General features: G+C 68.0%; 14 protein-coding genes. 9 read left to right on the forward strand and 5 right to left on the reverse strand.

Annotated features, from left to right (window positions below; translation table 11 throughout):
- Positions 1–73: 73 nt before the first annotated feature.
- Positions 74–1507, reverse strand: a complete 1434-nt coding sequence (locus AC3A5N_RS08590; RefSeq protein WP_487736908.1) for an NAD-dependent succinate-semialdehyde dehydrogenase — start codon at positions 1505–1507, stop codon at positions 74–76.
- 110 nt (positions 1508–1617) lie between these two features.
- Between AC3A5N_RS08590 and AC3A5N_RS08595 the strand changes: the two genes are divergently transcribed.
- The 5 genes from AC3A5N_RS08595 to AC3A5N_RS08615 all read left to right on the forward strand — a co-directional run bounded on the left by AC3A5N_RS08595 (position 1618) and on the right by AC3A5N_RS08615 (position 6039).
- Positions 1618–1986: a hypothetical protein gene (locus AC3A5N_RS08595; RefSeq protein WP_487736909.1), complete on the forward strand. Its 369-nt coding sequence runs from the start codon at positions 1618–1620 to the stop codon at positions 1984–1986.
- A 68-nt stretch (positions 1987–2054) separates the two neighbouring features.
- Entirely contained in the window at positions 2055–2531 is a 477-nt protein-coding gene (locus AC3A5N_RS08600) for a hypothetical protein (RefSeq protein ID WP_487736910.1), read from the forward strand.
- A gap of 122 nt (positions 2532–2653) precedes the next feature.
- Positions 2654–3325, forward strand: a complete 672-nt coding sequence (locus AC3A5N_RS08605; protein WP_119514025.1) for a glutathione S-transferase family protein — start codon at positions 2654–2656, stop codon at positions 3323–3325.
- Between the two features lie 46 nt (positions 3326–3371).
- Complete coding sequence (msrB, locus tag AC3A5N_RS08610) at positions 3372–3770, forward strand: peptide-methionine (R)-S-oxide reductase MsrB (protein WP_487736911.1); 399 nt, start codon at positions 3372–3374, stop codon at positions 3768–3770.
- A 97-nt stretch (positions 3771–3867) separates the two neighbouring features.
- Positions 3868–6039, forward strand: a complete 2172-nt coding sequence (locus tag AC3A5N_RS08615; RefSeq protein WP_487736912.1) for a PBP1A family penicillin-binding protein — start codon at positions 3868–3870, stop codon at positions 6037–6039.
- A gap of 142 nt (positions 6040–6181) precedes the next feature.
- Here AC3A5N_RS08615 and AC3A5N_RS08620 read toward each other — a convergent pair whose 3' ends face one another.
- The 3 genes from AC3A5N_RS08620 to hflK all read right to left on the reverse strand — a co-directional run bounded on the left by AC3A5N_RS08620 (position 6182) and on the right by hflK (position 9828).
- Positions 6182–7699: a Do family serine endopeptidase gene (locus tag AC3A5N_RS08620; protein WP_487737200.1), complete on the reverse strand. Its 1518-nt coding sequence runs from the start codon at positions 7697–7699 to the stop codon at positions 6182–6184.
- Between the two features lie 121 nt (positions 7700–7820).
- The gene (gene hflC / locus AC3A5N_RS08625; RefSeq protein ID WP_487736913.1) at positions 7821–8666 is read right to left on the reverse strand and encodes a protease modulator HflC; all 846 of its coding nucleotides are present in this window, start codon (positions 8664–8666) and stop codon (positions 7821–7823) included.
- 1 nt (position 8667) lies between these two features.
- Positions 8668–9828 carry a protease modulator HflK gene (gene hflK, locus AC3A5N_RS08630; protein ID WP_487736914.1) on the reverse strand — a complete coding sequence of 387 codons (1161 nt, stop codon included), beginning with the start codon at positions 9826–9828 and terminating at the stop codon, positions 8668–8670.
- A gap of 74 nt (positions 9829–9902) precedes the next feature.
- On the opposite strand from hflK, the gene AC3A5N_RS08635 reads away from it, so the two are divergent.
- From AC3A5N_RS08635 to AC3A5N_RS08650, 4 genes are read left to right on the forward strand one after another with little or no spacing between them, the layout of a single operon-like run.
- Positions 9903–10868 carry an Mrp/NBP35 family ATP-binding protein gene (locus AC3A5N_RS08635; RefSeq protein ID WP_487736915.1) on the forward strand — a complete coding sequence of 322 codons (966 nt, stop codon included), beginning with the start codon at positions 9903–9905 and terminating at the stop codon, positions 10866–10868.
- Between the two features lie 2 nt (positions 10869–10870).
- Positions 10871–13156 (forward strand): molybdopterin cofactor-binding domain-containing protein, encoded by a 2286-nt coding sequence (locus AC3A5N_RS08640; RefSeq protein WP_487736916.1) that lies wholly within the window; start codon positions 10871–10873, stop codon positions 13154–13156.
- Entirely contained in the window at positions 13153–14175 is a 1023-nt protein-coding gene (gene hemH, locus AC3A5N_RS08645; RefSeq protein ID WP_487736917.1) for a ferrochelatase, read from the forward strand. Before AC3A5N_RS08640 ends, hemH begins: the two co-directional genes overlap by 4 nt.
- A 45-nt stretch (positions 14176–14220) precedes the next feature.
- Positions 14221–15621 (forward strand): cytochrome P450, encoded by a 1401-nt coding sequence (locus AC3A5N_RS08650; protein WP_487736918.1) that lies wholly within the window; start codon positions 14221–14223, stop codon positions 15619–15621.
- Between the two features lie 128 nt (positions 15622–15749).
- On the opposite strand, the gene AC3A5N_RS08655 is transcribed toward AC3A5N_RS08650, so the two are convergent.
- Complete coding sequence (locus tag AC3A5N_RS08655; protein ID WP_129524572.1) at positions 15750–15908, reverse strand: DUF1674 domain-containing protein; 159 nt, start codon at positions 15906–15908, stop codon at positions 15750–15752.
- Between the last annotated feature and the right edge of the window lies 1 nt (position 15909).

Raw genomic sequence — 15909 nt, forward strand, 5'->3', positions numbered from 1 at the left:
TGGCGTTGATCTTCTGCTTTCTAACCAAACAGCGGAGAAAAGTCAAGAAGAAAAACCAAATAGGTTATTCAGGTCAGCTTGCCTCGTGGATGGTCTTGGGCACCATGCAGGCCATGACGCCCTCGCGACCGTCCTCGCTGCCGTAGCCCGACCATTTGACGCCGCCGAACGGCGCGTCGACTCCCGAGACGTTGGCGCCGTTGATCGCCAGCATGCCGGTCTCGATCTCCGCGGCGAGGCGGCTGCGGCGCGCCGGGTCCTGGGTCCAGGCGTAGGCGGCAAGGCCGTAGGGCAGGCGGTTCGCCTCCTCGATCATGCTGTCTTCGCCCTTCATCGGGTTGAGCAGCGCGACCGGGCCGAACGGCTCGTTGTTCATGATATCGGCGTCGACCGGCACTTCGGAAAGCACGGTCGGCTCGTGGAAGAAGCCGCGGTTGCCGATCCGCTCGCCGCCGGTGAGCAGCGCGGCCCCCTTTTCCTGCGCGTTGCCGATCAGCTTCGCGACTGAATCGAGTCCGCGCGCATTGGCCATCGGCCCCATCTGCGTGTCCTCCTCGAAGCCGCTGCCGACCTTCACTGTCTTTGCCCGCTCGACGAAGCCGTCGCGGAAGCGCTCGAACACGTCCTCCTCGATCAGGAAGCGGGTCGGGCTGACGCAGACCTGGCCCGCGTTGCGGTACTTGGCCGCGACCATCGTATCGAGCACCTTGTCGACGTCGCTGTCGCCAAACACCAGCACCGGGCCGTGGCCGCCGAGCTCCATCGTCGCGACCTTGAGGTCATCCGCCGCGAGGCGGGCGAGGTGCTTGCCGACCGCGGTCGAGCCGGTGAAGGTCAGTTTGCGGATAATCGGCGAGCCGAGCAGGTGGCGGCTGACAGTGTCGGGCACGCCGAACACGCACTGCACCGCGTCGCCCGGCACGCCCGCGTCCAGCAGCGCCTGGACCAGCGAAATGCCCCCCGCCGGCGTCTCTTCCGAAGGCTTGACGATCACCGAGCAGCCGGCGGCGAGCGCGCCGCCGATCTTGCGCACGACGTTGATCATCGGGAAGTTCCACGCGGCGAAGCCCGCGACCGGGCCGATCGGGTGGTACTGCACTTCGACCCGCTGGCCCGCGGGGCGCACCAGCGTGCGGCCGTAGATGCGCTTGATCTCGCCGGCGTAGAACTCGAGCAGCATGGCCGAATAGATGACCTCGCCCATCGCTTCCTTGACCGGCTTGCCCTGTTCGCGCGTGATTGCGGGGGCGATCTGGCTCACGCGCTCCTTGAGCAGTGCGGCGGCCTTGACCAGGATCGCGGCGCGCTTGTCGGCCGGGGTGTTGCGCCATTCACGAAAGCCCCGCTTCGCGCCATCGAGCGCGCGGTCGAGATCCTCGGCGCTCGCGCGGGGCAGGGTGCCGATCGTCTCGCCGGTGGCCGGATCGATCACCTCTTCGGTCTCGCGCCCGCCGCCGGACACCTGTTCGCCGCCGATCAGGAGATGGAGAGAGGGATAGTCGGCCATTGGTGCAGCTCCTCTTGTCGCGTTTGCGCGGGAGATGGCCGCACGCATGAGTCGCGTCAACCTGCGCGGTCTAGGCAAGCGTTCAGCTTGGCTCGTATAGGGCGCCGGCCATGATCCGCATTCTCACGTCCGCCGCACTGGTGCTGGCCTCGCTCGCTTCCACCGCGCAGGCGCAGGAGCCGCCGAAGCCGAATCTCACCATCGAGCAGCGCACCGCACTGCGCTGCGCGGTCGCCTTCGCACTGGTTGCCGAGGGGCAGGCACGCGGCGATGCCGCGATGGCCGCCTACCCCGCCATCGGCGAGCGAGGGCGCGAGTTCTTCGTCCGCACCTCCGCACGGATCATGGACGAGACCGGCCTGAGCCGCGACGCGGTCGCCGGCCTCCTCGGCGCGGAGGTCGAATCGCTACGCGAGGAAGGGGCGCTCGACCGGGTCATGTCGCCGTGCATGCTGCTGCTCGACGCTTCAGGCCTTTGAGAGCCGTTCAGTACCCGGTCAGGCACTCTCGGGCACTTTGTGCCCCGCGAACGAATCGGAGAACGACCATGCGTATTCTCGCTCTTTGCGCAGCCGCTGCGCTCGCGTTTCCGGCGGCCGCCAGCGCCTCCGAACCCGCGCCGCTGCCCGATTACGAGCTTTACGACGCGCCGCTCTACGCGCCGGAGGTCGAGTACGAGGAGCCCCTGTCGCAGCGGCTCGCCGATCCCGTGGTGCAGAACGAGCTTGCCAGCACCGTCGCGGTGCTCGGTGAAATCCTGCTCGACATGCCGCTGGCGCCGATCGTCGAGCCGATGGCCGAGATTGCCGGGCGCAATCCCGGCAGCGTCGATCCAGACCTGACTCTGCGCAAGATGCGACCCGAGGCGAGCGACGTGCCTGCCCGCGTGGCCCGCGATCTGCCGCGCGCCATGGGCGCGATGGCATCGATGGCGGACAGCCTGGAAGCGATGCGCCCGGCGCTCCGCGAAATGGCCGAGCGACTGGAATTCGGCATCGACCAGGCGACCCGCGGCCAGCGCTGATACGCACCTGAATTCCTTCCCCTCCCTCAAGGAGGAGGGGGCTTTCGTTTGCGCATAACCTGCTCTCTCGAGCCCGCCCCTGTAGACGGCCCCGCCCACTTGCGGCATGAGCAAGGGCGCATATGTGGCGCCTCTATCAGTTCCCCCTCTGTCCGTTCAGTCGCAAGGTCCGCCTGCTCCTCAGCGAGAAAGGCGTCGGCTACGAGCTGTGGCGGGAGAACCCGTGGGACGCGAGCGACGAGTTCTGGGCGCTGAACCCCGCCGGGCGCACCCCGGTGCTCTACGATCCGGAACGGCGCCTGGCGCTGTCCGACAGCCGTGCGATCTGCGAGTATTTCGAAGAGACGGTCGACAAGGCCCCGATGATCAACGGCACCGCCTCCAACCGCGCGGAGATCCGCCGGCTGGTGGCGCTGTTCGACGAGAACTTCTTCGGCGACGTGACCATGCCGCTGCTGCACGAGCGGATGAAGAAGCGGCTCGTGCTGCGACAGCCGCCGGACTCGCGGATTCTGCGCGAGGCGATGAAGCTGGCTCACGGGCATCTCGACTATATCGACTGGCTGATCGACAACCGCACCTGGCTCGCCGGTGCGACGATGAGCCTCGCCGATCTGGCCGCCGCGGCGCAGATCTCGGTCGCCGACTACCTCGGCGGGATCGACTGGGCCGGGCACGAGCAGACGCGCGGGTGGTATTCGGTGTTCAAGAGCCGCCCCTCCTTCCGGCCGCTTCTGTCGGAGCGCATGGAAGTGATCCAGCCGCCGCGTCACTACGCCGAACTGGACGTTTGAAGGCGCGCCGCAAGTTTCCCATATCTCCTGTCGAGGAGAATGCACGATGCCTGACAAGATCCAGCTTTCCGATGCCGATTGGCGCGAACGCCTGACGCCCGAGCAGTACCACGTGCTGCGCGAGGGCGGGACCGAGCGCGCCTTCACCGGCAAGTACGAAAAGAACAAGCTGCCCGGCGAATACCGCTGTGCCGCCTGCGGCCAGTTGCTGTTCGAGAGCGCCGACAAGTACGACAGCGGCTCGGGCTGGCCGAGCTTCACCGCGCCTGCCGAAGGCGATGCTGTCGAGGAGCATCGCGACACCTCGCACGGCATGGTGCGGACGGAGGTCGTCTGCGCGAAGTGCGAAGGGCACCTGGGGCACGTCTTCCCCGACGGACCGGGAGCCGACGGCCTGCGCTACTGCGTCAACAGTGCGGCGCTGGATTTCAAGCCCGAGGAATAATCCCGCCGCCCCGTTCACGCCGGGTTACAACTGCCCTATGCATCGCGCGCACGACGGGTAATCGGGCTGCGGTCCGCAAGAAGGTAAGCGAATACTGATGGCGAAGCGGGGGAGCCGGCGGAAGGCACCGAAGTCGACCGGCAAGCGCACGGCGAGCGGCTGGCGCCTGTGGGCCCGGCGCCTGCTCATCTGGGCCGGCGCACTCGCGCTGCTCGGCGCCCTCTTTCTCGGCCTCGCGGTCGCCTTCGCGGCGCGCTCGCTGCCCAGCTACGGCGAGCTCAAGGCGACCGACAACGCCCAGACGATCATCGTACGCGCACGCGACGGGACCGAAATCGTCGAACTCGGGCCGAGCTACGGCGAGTGGCTCGACAGCTCCGAGATCCCGCAGGTGATGAAGGATGCGATGATCTCGGTCGAGGACCGGCGTTACTACACGCATTTCGGGATCGATCCCTACGGCCTCGCCCGCGCGCTCTGGGTGGCGATGACGGGCGACGGACGCATTTCCGCGACCTCGACCATCACCCAGCAGCTCGCACGCAACGTCTTCCTCAATTCCAACCGCTCGCTCGACCGCAAGCTGCGCGAGGCGGTCCTCGCGATCGCGCTGGAAAGCAAGTTCTCCAAGGAAGAGATCCTCGAGCTCTATCTCAACAAGGTCTACTTCGGCGGCGGCGCCTACGGCATCGACAGCGCAAGCCGGAAGTTCTTCAGCCATCCGGCGACCGAGCTCTCGACCGCCGAGGCGGCGATCATCGCTGGGCTGGTGAAGGCACCGAGCCGCTATTCGCCGACCGCCGATGTCGAGGCCGCGGTGGGCCGCGCGAACGTCGTGCTGCGGCTCATGCGCGAACAGGGACGCATCACCGCGAGCGAGGCGAGCGTCGATCCCTCGACCGTGAATCTCAAGGAAGAGCGCGCGCAGAATTCGGTGCGCTACTTCACCGACTGGGCGCTGCCGCAGCTCGACCTGCTGCTGCCCGAGACGTTTGAGCCGATCGAGGTCTGGACCACGATCGACGTCGGCATGCAGCGCGCAGCGACTGCGGCGGTCAAGTCGAACACGCCCGCCGGCGCGCAGGGGGCGCTCGTCAGCCTCGACCGCGACGGCGCGATCCTGGCGATGGTCGGCGGGACCGACTACGTCGCAACCAACTACAACCGCGCGACGAACGCGCTGCGCCAGCCCGGTTCGGCATGGAAGCTGTTCGTCTATCTCGCTGCGCTCGAGGCCGGCTACACGCCCGACGACCGCGTGGTCGATGCGCCGGTGACGATCGACGGCTGGAGCCCACGCAATTCGGGCGGCACTTACGCCGGCGAGATCGATATGCGCGCCGCTTTCGCCTACTCGAAGAACACGGTCGCGGCGCAGCTCGGCAACGAGGTCGGCTTCGGCACCGTAGCCTCGATGGCCAAGCGCTTCGGCATCACCACGCCGATCTCCACTTATCCCGCCATGGTGCTCGGCAGTTCGGAAGTGCGCGTGATCGATATGACGCGCGCCTTCGCCGCGATCTCGGCGAAAGGCACCTCGGTCGAACCCTACGGCATCGTCAAGGTCACGACAGCCGACGGCGAAGTGCTTTACCAGCATGAAGCACCGCGTTCGACCCAACTGGTGCCGGATTACGTGGCGGCGGGTATCACCGACCTGCTCCAGACGACCGTCAACACCGGGACCGGGCGTGCGGCTCAGATCGGCCGGCCGGTCGCAGGCAAGACCGGCACGACCAATTCGAACAAGGACGGTTGGTTCCTGGGCTTCTCCAGCGGTGTGACCACTGGCGTGTGGATGGGCCGCGACAATGCCGATCCGGTGCCGGGCCTGCAGGGCGGCCGCGCGCCGGCGCAGGCCTTCGCGGCCTACATGCGCTATGCAGTGAAAGACCGCCCGGTCGAGCAGTTCGATACCGAAGTGCAATTGCCCGAGTGGCAGCTCGAGCCGGATGATGAGTATTATTACGGCGAGCCGGACGACTACTACTACATCGACGAGCAGGGGAACCTGATCGAACCGGGTGTTCCTGAAGAGCCAGGCGAGTTCCCCTTCCCGATCGAAGGCGAACTGCCGCCCGGCGATCGCCCGCGCCAGCCGCCACCTCCAGCGAGCAGTGGCGATCCCGGCCAGGCCGCAAGCGACGACTTCCTCGATCGCGCGACGGGCCGCGCCGAGCCGCAGGGCAGGCCGTCCCCGCCGCCGATCCGGCTTCAGCCCCGCGCCCCGGCGCCCACACCCCAGCCGGGAACCGGCGGGACCGAATAGGGGCTGCCGCTCTCGCGCCCGCAGGATTCATCGAAGGCGATGAGACTCAACCCGTAATTCGTGATCAGCACGCCGCCGTGCTGCAACGAAAAAGGCCCTCCCGGCGGGGAGGGCCTTGGTTCGTTCAAACTGCGTCCGGTGCTTAGCGGAGCCTGATGGGTACGTAGATCGCCGGCTGGCCGCGCCGCTGGATCCGCAGGAGGACGGCTTCGCGGCCGCTTTCCTTGGCCTGGCGCACCACCTGTTCGAGCTCCGACACCGACCCAGTCTCGGTGTAGTTGGCGCTCAGCACGATATCGCCGCGCTGCAGGCCCTTGCGCGCCGCGTCCGAGTTCGGGTCGACCGCGGCGACGATCACGCCCGCGGTATCGGCCGACACGCCGAGCTGGCGCCGGATTTGCGGGGTAAGCTCGATCGCCTGAAGGCCAAGGCTCTCTCCGATCGCGCCGCCTTCGGTCCCTTGCGGAACTTCCGGTTCGGCATTGGGATCGAACATCTGCTGCTGGGCGAGCTCGGCCTCGCTCGGCCGCTTGCCGACGGTCACGTTCACGTTCCGCCGCCTGCCGTCGCGATAGAGCTCGACCGGAATGCGCGTGCCGGGCTTGATGTTGGCGACCAGGAAGGAAAGCGTCTGATCGGGCGTTACGGCCTCGCCGTTCACTTCCACGACCACGTCGCCTGCCTGGATGCCGGCCTCGTCGGCAGCGGCGCCGGGTTCGACCGACTGCACGAACTCTCCGACGTTGCGCTGGAGCCCGAGCGAATCGGCCATGTCCTCGGTCACCGGCTGGATGCGGACGCCCAGATAACCCCGCTCGATTTCCTCGCCGCGGCGGAGTTGCTCGACGATCGGGGCCGCGATCTCGGCCGGAATCGCGAAGCCGATCCCGACACTGCCGCCGGTGGGCGACAGGATGGCGTTGTTGATGCCGATGACGTTGCCGCGCATGTCGAACAGCGGCCCGCCCGAGTTGCCCCGGTTGATGCTGGCGTCGGTCTGAATGTAGCGGTCGTAGGCGCCGGCGCCCGCGGTTCGCAGGACCGAGGAAATGATGCCGGACGTAACGGTGCCGCCGAGTCCGAATGGGTTGCCGATCGCGACCACCCAGTCGCCCGCGCGCGCTTGCCGCGAATCGCCGAACTCGACGAACGGGAACGGCTCGTCGCGGGCGATCTTGAGCACCGCGAGGTCGGAGGCCGCGTCCGAACCGATCATCTCCGCCGGATACTCGGTGCCGTCGGGCATGGTGACGGTGATCTCCTCCACCGTGCCGTTGCCGCCCGGCGGGCTGACGACGTGATTGTTGGTGACGACGTAGCCGTCGGCCGAAATGATGAAGCCTGAGCCGAGCGACTGACCCTCACGGTACTGCGGTTCGGATCCGCCACGGCGGCCGAAGAAATTCTCGAACGGCGTGCCGGCGAAGGGATTGACGCTCTGCACCTCCACCCGCTGCCGGGTGGAGATGTTGACCACCGCAGGCTGGAGCTGCGCTGTCAGGTCCGCAAAGCTTTCGGGGGCTCCGGCGCGGGGGACGGCGCTCGCGATGCGGCTGTCGTCGTTCTGGGCGACTTGCGCGCCGGCGGGGTATCCGGTCGCGAGCGAGATCGTGGCGCCGCCGACAAGGAGTGCCGAAGTCAGGCCATAGGCGTATTTCACGGGCTTCACTTCCTTATGCTTCCTCTCGTAATCGTCAGTCACAAAGCCCTTCGAAAGGGCCGCTCAGTCCCGTGCCGGATAGATGGCGCGAGGCCATGAACCCGGCTTGAATATCGCGTGGTCAGCGCTCTCCCTGGAACTGGCGCAGGTATTCGTTGTCCGGCGACAGGATCATCGTGCTCTCGCCTTCGCCTTGCTCGAAGGTGCGGCGATAGCTCTCCATCGCGCGATAGAAGTCGTAGAACTCCGGGTCCTTGCCGTAGGCGGCGGCATAAGTCGAAGCCGCGTTGGCCTCGGCCTCGGCACGGATGATCTGGGCGTTCTTCTGGCCTTGGGCGCGAATCGTCGCCGCTTCTTCCTCGCGGTCGGTCCGCATGCGGGTGAAGGCGGCTGCGAGCGGAGCCCCGTCGGGCAGGTCGGCGCGCTTGATCCGCACGTCGATGATCTGCGCGCCGTAGCTGCGCGCCTCGCGGTCGAGCGCGTCGCGAATGTTCGCCATGGCCGTGCCGCGTTCCGCCGTCAGCAGCGAAGCGAACGACCGGCGGCCGAGCTCCTGCCGCAACACCGAGGTGAGGATCGGCGAGAGCTGCGTGCGGAGGATTTCCTCCGAACCCGCGTTCTCGACCGTCAGCACCGGGTCGATGATGCGGAAGCGCGCATAGGCATCGACCTGGAGCCGCTGCTGGTCGCTGGAGAGCACCTGCTGCCGCTCCATGTCGAGATCGAGGATTCGCTTGTCGATCATCTGCACCCGCTCGTAGCCGGGGATGCGGAGCACGATACCGGCGCCCGTCTCGCCGTAAGGCGCATCCGGCTGGAACTGGTTGGCGACGCGGTCGGGCCGGCCGCCCTGAATGATCACCGCCTGATGCGTCTCGGGCACGATGACGATGCTCGAAAGCAGCGCCAGGAGCGCTACGCCGAGCGCGATTACGCTGCCCTTGTGGTCTTGCCAGATGCGCGTCATGTCACTGGCCCTCCGGAGTGGCAACGACGGGCGGCGAGCCCTGCGAGCGGCGCTGCACTTCGGGCAGCGGGAGATACGGCACGACGCCGTCCGCCTCGATAATCGTCTTGTCGGTCTTGCTCAGCACGATTTCCATCGTTTCGTAGTAGAGCCGCTGGCGGGTGACTTGGGGCGCCAGACGGTATTCCTCGTAGATCTTGTCGAACGCGGCCGCGTCGCCCTGCGCCCGTGCGAGCACGCGCTGGGCGTAAGCACGGGCGCTGTTGACGGCGGTTTCGGCGTCCTGCTGCGCGGCGGAAACGTCCTTGAACGCCTCGACGACTTCGGCTGGCGGATCGGTCTTCTCGATCTCGATGCCCTGCACCGCGACGCCGGCGCGGTAGGCGTCGAGGATCGCCTGCATGCGGGTGCGCACACGCTCCTCGATGATGGCGCGGCCGGCGCCGGAGAGCACGCTGTCGAGATCCTGTTCGGCAACCGACGCGCGCATCGCGGCTTCGGCAACCTCGCGGATCGTTTCCTCCGGATCGGCGAGCTGGAATTTGAACTGCTGCAGATCCTTGATGTTCCAGCGGATGAGATAGGACAGGTCGACCAGGTTCTGGTCTCCGGTGAGGATCAGCTTCTCCTCGTCGGTCCCGGGGATGCTCTCGGAGCGGATCTGGCTGACGTTCTCGATCTCCACCACCTGGATCGGCCAAGGCAGCGTGAAATTGAGGCCCGAGGAAAGCGTGTGCGAATACTTGCCGCCCAGCCAGGTGACGATCCCCTGTTCGCGCGGAGCGACCTGGTGGATGCTGGTGACGAACAGCCAGAGCGCGGCGATCGCCGCGACGGCGAGCGGGAACCAGCTACGTCCTCCGGGTCCGTCGGGAAGCCGGAACCGCGGGCCGTCGCCACCACCACCACCTCGCCGGCGCGGACCTTCGGCGCCGCGGTGCTTGAAGATGTCCTCGATATTGGCGGAACGGCGCGGCTCCTCGCCGCCACCGCCCGGGAGCCACGGATTGCGGGGGCCGCGCGGCGGGTCCTCCCCCGCCGGCGTTTCTTCCGGCGGCTCGCCGTCGTCCTTGCCGCCGCTGCCCCCTGGCTTCCCGCCCCACGGGCTCTTGCCGGCCATCGCCAGCGCTATGCGTTTCTGAAAACCGCCCAAGATGTTCATGGCAGCCTTTATAGGTGGCGATGGCGGGAAAAACAGGGGTTGCGCAGCCGATTTTGGTGCTAGTGACCCGCGCCATGACTGACGAGGAGCTGAAAGCCCGCCTGCCCGACGCGATCGCCGCGCGGGTTCGATCGCTACGCATTGCGGATGGCAAGGTGACCGCTATCCTCGATGCCTCCGGTCTCGATGCGTCGGCGCGGCAGGATATCGAAGGGGCGGTGCAGGACCTGCTGGCTCAGGCCGAGGGCGTCGAGGAGGTTCGGGTTGCGATGATGGCGGACCGCCCGCAGCGCCGGATCGTCGCCATCGGATCGGGCAAGGGCGGGGTCGGCAAGTCGACGCTGACCGCGAATCTGGCGATCGCGCTCGCTCGCGCGGGCCGCAAGGTCGGCATCGTCGATGCGGACATCTACGGACCTTCGCAGCCAACGCTGCTCGCGAACCAGGGCGAGCGGCCGGTGGCCGAGAACGACAAGCTGGTGCCGGTCGAGAGCAAATGGGGCGTGCCGGTGCTCTCCATGGGGCACCTGGTCGAGCCCGGCCGGGCGATCGCCTGGCGCGGGCCGATGGTCGGCAGCGCGCTCGGCCAGCTCATCGATGCGAACTGGGGCGACACCGAGCTGCTGCTAATCGACCTGCCGCCGGGCACGGGCGACGTGCAGCTGACGATGCTCCAGCGCTTCAAGCCCGCCGGCGCGGTGATCGTTTCGACGCCGCAGGACCTTGCTCTGATCGATGCGACACGCGCGATGCAGCTGTTCGAAACGGGCTCCATTCCCGTGATCGGCCTGGTCGAGAACATGGCCGGCTACGCCTGCCCCCATTGCGGCGAGGTGAGCGATCCGTTCGGCACGGGCGGCGTGGAGACTGCCGCTGCGGCGAAGGGTGTGCCCTTCCTCGGGCGCATTCCACTGTCGCTCGAGATCCGCGAGGCGAGCGACGCCGGAACGCCGCCCGCCGCGGGCGACGGCTCGCAGGGCGAGGCGTTCCGCGCGATCGCGGACAAGCTCTCACACTGGCTCGACGGCGCGGACGCCTGAGGATGCGGATCAGCCGCCGCGGGATCCTGATCGGTGCCGCGGTGGGCGGGGGGCTGCTCGTTGCCTGGACGTTGCGCCCGCGAAACTTCCCCGACCCGCTGGTGCCCGGGCGTGGTGAATACGGCTTCGGCGCCTGGCTCAAGATCGCGCAGGACGGCGTCGTCACCGTGGCCGTGCCCCAGCTCGAAATGGGGCAAGGCGTGACGACGATCCTGCCGCAGATCGTCGCGGTCGAGCTCGGTGCGGACTGGCGGCAGATCGCTGTCGAATCCGCACCCGTGAGCGGGGCCTACGCCAATGTTCCGCTGGCCGCCCAATGGGCGCCGCTATGGATGCCTTTCGCGCCCGGTCTCGCAGACGAACCCGGCGATCTCCTGGCAAAGCGCTATGCGCAGGAAACGCGCTTCGTCGCGACGGCCGAGGGCACCACGCTCGCCGCGCACGAGCGTCCCTGCCGCCTCGCTGCGGCCTCGGCCCGTGCGGTCCTGTGCATGGCTGCGGCCGAGCGGTGGGGCGTCGCGTGGGAGGAATGCGACGCAGCCGCCGGGTTCGTCCGCCACGGCGAGCGCCGGCTGCGCTTTGCCGAACTCGCGGCGGAGGCGGCGCAGCTCGAGCCGCCCGATCCGCCGCCGCTGCGGCCGCATCCCGCTTCCGAACGCCCGATTGCGGGCGCGGCCGATGCGGCGACGTCGTACCCCCGGCTCGACCTGCCTGCGAAAGTCGACGGAAGCTTCCTGTTCGCGGGCGACGTGCGGCTGCCGGGTATGGTCTATGCGGCGATCAAGCATGGGCCGGCGGCTCAGGCGGAGCTGTCGCACTTCGAACCGCGCCGGGCGGCGCGCATTCGCGAACTGGTGCAGGTTGTGGAGGGTAAGCGGTGGCTCGCCGCGGTCGCGAGCAACTGGTGGGCCGCCGATCGTGCGCTCCAGGCCATGCGTCCGCGTTTCCGTGTCGCCGGACCGCTCGATTCCGGCGAGATCGAGGCGAAGCTCGACGAAGCGATCCGGCGCGGCTCGGGAGAGGCGGTCGCGGTGCAAGGCGAAGGGGCCGAGTGGACCGAGGCACCCGATCTCGCTTTGCGCTACGACGTCGCGCCGGGGGCGCACGCGACGCTCGAAACCGCCAGCGCGACAGCACGCTTCGCCGCCGGGCGGCTCGAGCTGTGGATCGCAAGCCAGGCGCCGGAGCGGGCCCGCCGGGCCGCGGCCGAGGCGACCGGTCTCTCGCTCTCGGACGTGATCCTCTATCCGATGGCCGCAGGCGGCAGCTTCGACCGGCGGCTCGAGCATGGCCACGCGATCGAGGTGGCGCTGATCGCGCGCGAGGTGGGGGAGAAACACGGCCGGCCGGTTCAACTCGTCTGGTCGCGGTGGGAGGAACAGCTTGCCGGGCGCCCGCGGGCCCCGGTGTCGGCCATCGTCTCGGCCAATGTCCGCCCCAACGCCGACGGCGAGATAGCGGCGCTCAAGGTCAGGATCGCGACGCAGCCGGCGGCCCGCGAGTTCGGCCGCCGGCTGTTCGACAACGAGACGAGCCGCGCCGCGCTGGAAAACACCGCCGGCGAAACGGATCCGATGGTGACCGAAGGCGCGCTGCCGCCCTACGCGATCCCCAACGTCACGGTCGAACACCTCCCGGTTGCGACCGGGATGCCCAGCGGCCGGATGCGCGCCAATGCGCATGGCTACACCGCGTTCTTCATCGAATGCTTTATCGACGAACTGGCGACGCGGCATGGGCGCGAACCGCTGTCGTACCGGATCGGGATGCTGGGGGAGGATGCGCGGCTGGCCGAATGTCTCCAGCGCGCCGCGCGCCTTGCGGAATGGGACGGGGGCCTTGATCAGAGCGGCAAGGGGCTCGCCTGTCACCGGATGGGCAGCGCGGCAGGCGGTGGACGGATAGCCTGCATCGCCACGGCGCGGCAGGACGAGGGCGGCGTGCGTGTGACCCGGCTGACGGCGGCGGTCGACATCGGACGGATCGTCAATATCGACATTGCGCGGCAGCAAATAGAAGGCGGGCTGGTCTTCGGCATGGCGCAGGCGCTCGGCGCCGCGATCGAATACCGGCAAGGGCTGCCGGTCCAGGGCCGGCTCGCCGACCTGAACCTGCCGCTGCTGGCCGGCGTGCCGGAAATCGAGGTCGATTTCGTTGCGAGCGAGGCGGAGCCGTTCGACCCGGGTGAACTCGGCGTGGCGGTGGCGGCACCGGCGATCGCCAATGCGCTCCGTTCGGCAACGGGGCTTCGCCTGCGCCGCCTGCCGCTGCTATCGGGCGGCCTATGACCTGGCAGGAACAGAATTTGCCGCGCGATCACGCGCCGGTGAGGAGCGGGCGTATCGGCGTCCTGCTCGTCAATCTCGGCACGCCCGATGGGCCGGATGCGGTGTCCGTGAAGCGTTATCTCGCCGAGTTCCTTTCCGATCCGCGCGTGGTCGAGATCCCGCGGCTGGCGTGGCAGCCGATCCTGCGCGGGCTCGTGCTCACCACGCGGCCGAAGAAGAGCGCACACGCCTATCGCCAGGTCTGGACCGACGCCGGTTCGCCGCTGGCGGCGATCACGGCCGAGCAGGCGGCGAAGTTGCAGGCGCGGCTGGGCGAGGGGGTGCGGGTCCGCTGGGCCATGCGCTACGGCCAACCGGCGATCGGCGGCGAGCTTCAGGCGCTGATGGAGGAAGGCTGCGAGCGTATTCTGCTCGCGCCGCTCTATCCCCAGTACTGCGCCGCGACGACGGCGACGGTTGTGGACAAGGCTGCGGACAAGCTGCGGGAAATGCGTTGGCAACCGGCATTGCGGACGCTGCCGCCGTACCATGATGACCCGCTCTACATTGACGCGCTCGCCCGCGACATTGGCGCGCAGCTCGATGCGCTCGACTTCGCGCCGGAGGTTCTGCTGCTGAGTTTCCACGGCATGCCCGAGCGGACGCTCCACCTGGGCGATCCCTACCATTGCCACTGCCGCAAGACCGCGCGGCTTCTGGAAGAAGCGCTGGGGCGACCGAACTTACGGATAGATACCACCTTCCAGAGCCGTTTTGGCCGGGCGAAATGGCTCGAACCGGCGACCGACAGGACGCTGGTCACAGAGGCACACAAGGGCACCAAGCGGCTCGTAGTGGCCGCACCAGGCTTCTCCGCGGACTGTCTCGAAACGCTGGAGGAACTGGCGATCCGGGGCCGCGATCAGTTCCTCGGCGCGGGCGGCGAGCGGTTCGCGGCGCTGGCCTGCCTCAACGCGCGCGAGCCGGGAATGGACATGCTGGAGGCGCTGGTACGTCGCGAACTTGCGGGCTGGATTTAACCGCGCGGATTACTTACACTGCGGTAAGTAAGGAGGTCCGTTGCCATGGCCACGCTTGCCGAACCCGCGCTTTCCGCCCACGCTCCGGCCGAACCCGCGCCGCGCCACTGGCGCGAGAACGTGCTGACCGACGCCGACATCGCGCACATTCCCGGCGAAGGCGGATTGCCGGTGGTTGGCAACACTTTCCGGATGCTGGCCGATCCGCATGCCTTTACCCGGCGCATGGTCGAGACTTATGGGCGGGTCTACAAGAGCAGGGCGTTCGGCGGCTGGAACATCGCCATGGTCGGGGCCGACGCCAACGAGCTCGTGCTGTTCGACCGCGAGAAGCTGTTCTCTTCCGAACAGGGCTGGGGTCCGATCCTCGACCGGCTGTTCCCGCGCGGGCTGATGCTGATGGACTTCGACCATCACCGCACCGATCGCCGCGCGCTCTCGATCGCGTTCAAGCCGGGGCCGATGCGGCACTATGCCGGCAGCCTCAATCGCGGGATCGCACAGGCGGTGAAGGGCTGGGGCGGCGCGCCGATGCAGTTCTACCCGGCGATCAAGCAGCTCACGCTCGACCTCGCGGCGGACAGCTTCATCGGCCTTCCCTGGGGGCCGGAGGCGGACCGGATCAACGAGGCTTTCGTTTACATGGTCCAGGCCTCGGTCGCGCCGATCCGCACGCCGCTGCCCTTCACGCTGATGCGCAAGGGCGTGAAGGGGCGCGAGTTCCTGGTCGACTATTTCACGAAGGAAACCCATCGGCGCCGCGCCGAAGGCGGCGGGCAGGACATGTTCAGCCAGTTCGCCACCGCGACGCGGGAGGACGGCTCGATGCTGCCGGTCGACGAAGTCGTCGACCACATGAACTTCCTGATGATGGCGGCGCACGACACGATCACCTCCTCGGCGACGACGCTCGTCTGGCTGCTGGCGAAGCATCCCGAGTGGCAGGAACGGCTGCGGGCCGAGATCACCGCCATCACCGGCGGCAGCGGCGATATCGGCTACGACGATCTCGGCAGGCTGGAGCTGACCGAAATGGCGTTCAAGGAAGCGCTGCGGATGATCCCGCCGGTGCCCTCGACGCCGCGCCGCGCGCTGCGCGAGTTCGAGTTCGGCGGCTATCGCATCCCCGCCGGCGCGCCGGTCGGCATCAATGCGCAGTTCGTCCACCGCATGGAAGAATACTGGCCCGATCCCGCCCGCTTCGATCCGATGCGTTTCACGCCCGAGGCGGTGAAGGAACGGCACAAGTACGCCTGGATCCCGTTTGGCGGCGGAGCGCACATGTGCCTCGGGCTCCACTTCGCCTACATGCAGGTGAAAGTGCTGATGGCGCAGCTCCTCACCCGCTACGAGATCGCGATCGAGGACGGCTACGAGCCGCAGTGGCAGCCTTGGCCGATCCCCCGGCCCAAGGACGGGCTGAAGGTGACGTTCAAGCCGCTGTGAGCCTGTGTCCCCGCGAAGGCGGGGACCTCATGCCACTGGCGCTGCGTATGCAGGGCGGTGCTCGGTCGAATGCTCGGGCGTTAAAGTCGTCCCAGGCGGCCTGAGGCCCCCGCCTTCGCGGGGACTCGCTAGAAATCGATGGCGATGCCGTTCTTCACCCAGTCGCCGTAGCGGGTCGGGCTGAGCTCCTCGTCCTGCTTGCCCGCCTCGGGCTTGGGCGGCGGCGCATCGCTCCAGTGAGCGGGCTTCTCGAACGTCTCGGGCCGCTTGGTTGCGCGTTTAGGCATC

It is taken from the genome of Pelagerythrobacter sp. Soil_C_18 (assembly GCF_057657235.1).

Bases quoted from the DNA above. Each gene is read 5' to 3' on its own strand.
- AC3A5N_RS08590 (WP_487736908.1), bottom strand. From the start codon at position 1,507: ATGGCCGACTATCCCTCTCTCCATCTCCTGATCGGCGGCGAACAGGTG.
- AC3A5N_RS08595 (WP_487736909.1), top strand. From the start codon at position 1,618: ATGATCCGCATTCTCACGTCCGCCGCACTGGTGCTGGCCTCGCTCGCT.
- AC3A5N_RS08600 (WP_487736910.1), top strand. From the start codon at position 2,055: ATGCGTATTCTCGCTCTTTGCGCAGCCGCTGCGCTCGCGTTTCCGGCG.
- AC3A5N_RS08605 (WP_119514025.1), top strand. From the start codon at position 2,654: ATGTGGCGCCTCTATCAGTTCCCCCTCTGTCCGTTCAGTCGCAAGGTC.
- msrB (WP_487736911.1), top strand. From the start codon at position 3,372: ATGCCTGACAAGATCCAGCTTTCCGATGCCGATTGGCGCGAACGCCTG.
- AC3A5N_RS08615 (WP_487736912.1), top strand. From the start codon at position 3,868: ATGGCGAAGCGGGGGAGCCGGCGGAAGGCACCGAAGTCGACCGGCAAG.
- hflC (WP_487736913.1), bottom strand. From the start codon at position 8,666: ATGACGCGCATCTGGCAAGACCACAAGGGCAGCGTAATCGCGCTCGGC.
- hflK (WP_487736914.1), bottom strand. From the start codon at position 9,828: ATGAACATCTTGGGCGGTTTTCAGAAACGCATAGCGCTGGCGATGGCC.
- AC3A5N_RS08635 (WP_487736915.1), top strand. From the start codon at position 9,903: ATGACTGACGAGGAGCTGAAAGCCCGCCTGCCCGACGCGATCGCCGCG.
- AC3A5N_RS08640 (WP_487736916.1), top strand. From the start codon at position 10,871: ATGCGGATCAGCCGCCGCGGGATCCTGATCGGTGCCGCGGTGGGCGGG.
- hemH (WP_487736917.1), top strand. From the start codon at position 13,153: ATGACCTGGCAGGAACAGAATTTGCCGCGCGATCACGCGCCGGTGAGG.
- AC3A5N_RS08650 (WP_487736918.1), top strand. From the start codon at position 14,221: ATGGCCACGCTTGCCGAACCCGCGCTTTCCGCCCACGCTCCGGCCGAA.
- AC3A5N_RS08655 (WP_129524572.1), bottom strand. From the start codon at position 15,908: ATGCCTAAACGCGCAACCAAGCGGCCCGAGACGTTCGAGAAGCCCGCT.